Here is a 5,353-nt window from a genome sequence, read left to right on the forward strand (position 1 = left end):
AGGGAATAGGGAATAGGGAATAGGGAATAGGAAAAAAATCCTGTGTACCTCATTGCTATCAGAACCGCTATAACGATTACGCTGCTTTATTAACGCACCCTACAGATAGCGACAGATAGCATATAGAATGCCAACCATGCGATCGCAAAACCCTGGTAACGACCGTAACAAGCCAAGTGACTACCAATACCACAGTTTAAGCCTGCGTGGTAATGAGACCAACCCTTTAGCCACGGTCATAAATGCAGAAATTCAGGCATAATTTAGTTATTCTTACTGTTAAACAGACCTACTATCGTCAGGGAATAACAACTGCTAAAGGTAATTGATTCAAAGGCGCGCATTGCTTTGGCTTGGCATGCCACGCAAAACCTATTAATTATACCACAAACATACCAGCAAGCCTAACCCAGTAAGCCTAAGATTGAATCAATGTATTGAGGTGATCTGCTACTTCGGCGACAGGCAAAGTGTTCAGCAGTAATGGCCACTGCTAGGTTGCTTAACTGGTTGTGGTCTGATATAAATTTAACCTAAAGAATTTAAATAACCAAGTGTTTGTTGACGGTTGACGGTTGGGTCTTCACAGTCACTGAGAAACTTTCAACAAAAGCTATATCCTTTAAAGAATCCTACCACTATAACCCAAGGGTGGACGTGGGAATATCAAAAACTATTTATTATTAGTCAATCTAAACTAAATTACAAAACTACCCTAATAAGCGCGAGTATATTATTATGGCTCCTAGCGATGACTTCAGACAATACCTTAAGACAGGGAATATTAAAGAGGCTCTTGTCCTAGCCCTGAGCGAAGCAGTTGATTTGAAAATTACCACCTGGGTAGCTGACACCAATACGGATTTAGATGCAGCCCAGGCAAAACCTGGTCATCGTATGTGTACCCGCATTGATACTATTAACGGTGCCATCGATAATGAAGTAGGAGACCAGTTTATCGGCAATGGTCGCTATAGAGAACTGCGGCAATTTCACAATGATCAGGTGGCTCAAGGCAATCAAATTATTCAGAGCAACCTCAAGAGTCTGCATAAGCTCTTTGAGGTTCTACTCACTCTAGGTTACCCAACTAGCACTACTGGGGTTATAGAGCCTGAATCCCCTAGGGGCGAAACCCATTTATTACCAAGCATAGAACCGGTAACTGAAACTAGAGTAGCCATAGAGTCAGTCGAGTCAGTCGAGTCACAGACAGAGCATCGTGTCGATACAGTTACTAAAGCGGTTTTGGGGACTGGATTGGCAGCAGCAGCAGTTGCGTCTGCCTCGGAGTTAGTAGCAGAAACTCCCCCAGCCGAAGTCGAACCGACTCAGGCAGCACCAGAGACACCTCCAACCATCTCTGCTGACCTTGAGTCTGTAACAACTCCTACCCCAGGGAAACTTGATGATTCATTGATGAATCCCTACACCGTAACTGAGCCAATCATAAAACCTGGATTGGTCGATGAAGTAGTCGATGAAGTAGTTTCTGACGCTGGTTTGTTTCCAGAGATTACTGAGAGTAATGAATTGCCAGAAACTACTGAATTGGAGGAGGAAGAAGCAATAGCAAACTTCCTACAGGATAGGTGGTCAGAAAGTGAGTCAGTCTTGGTACCTCCACCCCCCATTGAAGAGGAAACAGACATTAGTCCTGACTTGCTACCAGATACGGCTCCAGAAGTGGAGTCAGTCTTGGTAACTCCACCCCCCATTGACGAAGAAACAGAGATTATTCCTGACTTCCTACCGGATACGGCACCAGAACTGGAGTCAATCTTGGTACCTCCACCCCCAGTTCCAGAAGAAACCCAGGCTAGTCCCGACTCTTTCCTAGAAACTGAGCCGGAATTGCTAGAAGTCCCCTCAGCCGAACTGGAATCCTCACTGATGCCATCCACAGATAGCACCCAGGCATTAGAAGCGGAAACTGAACAGGACGATTGGGATGACTCGATGTGGGAATTACTGGAATCTGTGCCTGATCAGGAGCTAAGTGACCAAGACGTTTCAGATGCAGAAATTGATCAACAATGGCAGGAATTCGTTGAAGAACAATCGGAACCTGCTGATTTAAAGCCATCCGATGCAGTGGATAATCAAAATTGGGAACTCCTGACATTAGAAGATTTGGAGTCAACACCATTATCTCCAGAACCCACAACTGAGGCTTCAAACCATGAATTAGAAGAGGAATGGGGTGATTTGTTTGAAGAAGACACACAACAGATTGATGCAGAAACTAACATCCTTAGCCTAGAATCATTGGAGCTAGAAGAAAATGAGGATTGGGATGATTGGATGTTGGAACAACCGCAGGAGTCATCACTAGAATTGACCACTCCTGAGATAGATTCATTGGATGTCTCTGAGGATAATGAGTGGGATACATTAACGAAAAACGCTAATCCGTTCACTGCACCAAGCAATCTCAATGGATCAGCAACAGATTTAGAACTTGATGAAGACTGGGATGATTTCCCAACTGATGAACTGGAATCTTATCCATCTCTAGGAAATAGCTTGGATCTATCGGCACCTTCGGAAGATCCAGATACTTCAGAACTGACCAATGACCTAACTGATGACCTAACTGATAACCATAAAGTTAATCAGGATGAATCTCAAGAGTTAGATCCGTTTCTAGAAATCTCTGAGATCACCGATCAATCAGAGAAAGCATCTGAGGACCTCATGGAAGATTTGTTTGACTTTCCTGTGGCACAACAGACTGAATCTGAGCCCATAAAACTTGATGATGATAATTGGCCTAGCCTAGAAGAGTCACTATTTATTAAAAAACCACGTAAAAAAGAGGATTAATCTGGGGGTAATTAGCTTTTTCTGGCGCTAAAGGATAAGCAGTAAGCTTTACATCATACTCTTAAGTGTGATCTACAGACTGCCCTAGGTCGATTTTGATTCCATGGAGGAGTCGAAATCGATAATTCGTAAGCATTCAGCTATCAGCTATCAGCTATCAGCTATCAGCTATCAGCTATCAGCTATCAGCTATCAGCTATCAGCTATCAGCTATCAGCTATCAGCTATCAGCTATCAGCTTATGGCTTATGGCTTATGGCTTATGGCTTATGGCTTATGGCTTATGGCTTATGGCCACACTACTGTTCGCGTAGCGAATGGCTGACGGCTGACGGCTGACGGCTGACTGCTGAATGCTTACGATAATTCTTCCACTTATATCCACTTATATTAGGGTAGTTACTATACAATTACGATGGCCGTGACCAAGACCAGAAACCGTAAGCAACCAGCAACTACTGATGCAACATCACCTTTCAAACGAGGTGCCCTTGACCTTGGCGAATTAAATTCGCCACGGGTCGCACCTGATGTTACCTCTAGATTAGGTCAAACCCTTGATGAATTTTATGGCTCTTTGGGGGATGTCTTGATTGACATCACAGCTTTAGAAGTTAACACCATGGTAGTGGAGGAAATTAAGGGAGATAAGTTCATCCCCTGGGAAACTTACCGGGATATTTACCCGATCTCAGCAGACTATCTAGAGCAACAGGGAATTCATCAGTCTTTACGCGATCGCTACCTTGAGTTACGTAAAACCTTAGAACTAGAGTACACCGTGCTTCTGAGTGATCCCCATTCACCCTTGTATGATCCCACTGTTCTAGAGCAGGCTAGAGGAGGCCAAGAAATCCTCACCGACCCAACAGTAGAATTGCACCAAATTAACACCCGACTACCAAACCCTACTAAAACCAGCAGTTCAGAAGAAATGCTTCAAGCGCAACAGATTCTTAAGAACAATCGTTTCTTGCGTTGTTTGCGTAAGCTCAGTGAACTAAAAGCAGCACTGGATAGTCGGAATCAGGCATTGCTAAAAACTAATTCACAGCAACGGGCAAATGTCAAGTCAATCAATGATTTAATTTGCGCCCAAACTGTGATTCAACTAGATGGTGATGTGATCAACCGCTATGCTCAGGAAATTGTTAACCATCCTGATCGAGATTTGATTCTACACATCCATAAGCAAGGAGTCACTGCTAGTCAACAGCAGTGGAGAGGATTGCTAGAGTTTATTTTGGGTTTGGTACAGGGGTCAGTGAGATGGGGTAATGGTGACGGTTTACCTTGGCGCAATTGATGTACTCAGGGTATGAGCTGTCACAACTTACCACTACCGATTAAGTAAAGCAGCGCCATCCTAACCGCAACTCCACTAGTCACCTGTTGAGGAATTAAGCTAATCTCGGGATCATCCATCAGCTCAGAACTAATTTCAACCCCTCGGTTAACTGGACCAGGGTGGAGAATGTGAACATTGGGTTGGCAAAGTTGGAGGCGCTCCCGGGTAATCCCATAACGCTGATGATATTCTCTCAAACTAGGCAACAAATGACTCGTCATACGTTCTTTTTGCAGCCGCAAGGTCATGACAAAGTCAGCATCTTTTAGTGCTGGTTCAATGTCCCAGTGAATATAGAGCTTAGGATGACTAATTGGTAACTGTTGCGTAGACGTAAGGGAATGGCTGGCTTGACTTGTGATCGGTACCGTTGTTTTTAAAATCACAGGGGTTTCGGTGTACTGCCTCTGGTGACCAAGGCTAGACTTAGCCCATAACTCTTGCTGTTGCTTTTCCCTAGGTTGTTGGAGACGAGTACTACTGTATTCAGCAAATAATTGCGGAAGTAGGGTAGGTGGTCCAGCCAGATGAACCTCTGCACCTGTCGCCAGGAGACTCCAGATATTGGAACGGGCAACTCGTGAGTGCAAAATATCTCCAACAATGGTAACTTTTTTTCCAGCAAGCAGTTCTATGCGGGGATTGTCCCAGTCTAAGCAAGAACAAATTGTAAACAAATCCAGCAATCCTTGAGAAGGATGTTCATGTTGACCATCACCAGCGTTAAGTACACTTACCTGGACACCGAGTCGATTCATCTCAGTAGCAATAATTTGAGGAACTCCCGCCTGCCGATGGCGAATCACCATCATATTAGTTCCCATTGCCAGGTAAGTCTTTGCTGTATCAAGAATCGTTTCGCCCTTGCTTAAGGAAGACGTTCCTGGTGCAAAGTTTAGGATATCAGCAGAAAGACGCTTAGCCGCTAGTTCAAAACTGCTACGAGTACGGGTTGATGGTTCAAAAAACAAATTCGCAACCACGTGACCCTGTAGTGCAGGTACCTTTTTGGTGCGTCGGGACAGTACTTCCCGAAAACTAGAGGCAGTTTGTAAAACTGTATTGTATTCATCTGGCGTAAAATCAGCCAGGGCAAGAATATGGCGGCGAGTCCAGGTGGCATTTGCCATATAAGTCGTCAAGCAATTAAATAACTTAGTTTTGCTGCTCGTGACAGCT

Annotated in this window: 5 protein-coding genes; 4 read left to right on the forward strand and 1 reads right to left on the reverse strand. The window is 44.3% G+C overall.

Annotated elements, in window-relative coordinates; genetic code table 11:
• The first annotated feature begins 136 nt into the window (after positions 1–136).
• The 4 genes from F6K38_RS34445 to F6K38_RS34460 all read left to right on the forward strand — a co-directional run bounded on the left by F6K38_RS34445 (position 137) and on the right by F6K38_RS34460 (position 4,132).
• Positions 137–262, forward strand: coding sequence for a hypothetical protein (locus F6K38_RS34445; RefSeq protein ID WP_267871964.1), 126 nt, complete (start codon positions 137–139; stop codon positions 260–262).
• Positions 263–738: 476 nt separating this feature from the next.
• Positions 739–2,826, forward strand: a complete 2,088-nt coding sequence (locus F6K38_RS34450) for a hypothetical protein (protein ID WP_008178262.1) — start codon at positions 739–741, stop codon at positions 2,824–2,826.
• Between the two features lie 103 nt (positions 2,827–2,929).
• The gene (locus tag F6K38_RS34455) at positions 2,930–3,151 is read left to right on the forward strand and encodes a hypothetical protein (protein ID WP_287359625.1); all 222 of its coding nucleotides are present in this window, start codon (positions 2,930–2,932) and stop codon (positions 3,149–3,151) included.
• A gap of 90 nt (positions 3,152–3,241) precedes the next feature.
• Positions 3,242–4,132, forward strand: a complete 891-nt coding sequence (locus tag F6K38_RS34460; RefSeq protein ID WP_008178266.1) for a DUF8581 family protein — start codon at positions 3,242–3,244, stop codon at positions 4,130–4,132.
• 20 nt (positions 4,133–4,152) lie between these two features.
• On the opposite strand, the gene F6K38_RS34465 is transcribed toward F6K38_RS34460, so the two are convergent.
• Positions 4,153–5,304, reverse strand: a complete 1,152-nt coding sequence (locus tag F6K38_RS34465) for an aspartate carbamoyltransferase catalytic subunit (RefSeq protein WP_008178268.1) — start codon at positions 5,302–5,304, stop codon at positions 4,153–4,155.
• Between the last annotated feature and the right edge of the window lie 49 nt (positions 5,305–5,353).

The sequence above is a fragment of the Moorena sp. SIO3B2 genome, assembly GCF_010692525.1.
In the GTDB taxonomy this organism is placed as follows: Bacteria; Cyanobacteriota; Cyanobacteriia; order Cyanobacteriales; family Coleofasciculaceae; genus Moorena; species Moorena producens.

Bases quoted from the DNA above. Each gene is read 5' to 3' on its own strand.
- F6K38_RS34455 (WP_287359625.1), top strand. From the start codon at position 2,930: ATGGAGGAGTCGAAATCGATAATTCGTAAGCATTCAGCTATCAGCTAT.
- F6K38_RS34465 (WP_008178268.1), bottom strand. From the start codon at position 5,304: ATGGCAAATGCCACCTGGACTCGCCGCCATATTCTTGCCCTGGCTGAT.
- F6K38_RS34460 (WP_008178266.1), top strand. From the start codon at position 3,242: ATGGCCGTGACCAAGACCAGAAACCGTAAGCAACCAGCAACTACTGAT.
- F6K38_RS34450 (WP_008178262.1), top strand. From the start codon at position 739: ATGGCTCCTAGCGATGACTTCAGACAATACCTTAAGACAGGGAATATT.
- F6K38_RS34445 (WP_267871964.1), top strand. From the start codon at position 137: ATGCGATCGCAAAACCCTGGTAACGACCGTAACAAGCCAAGTGACTAC.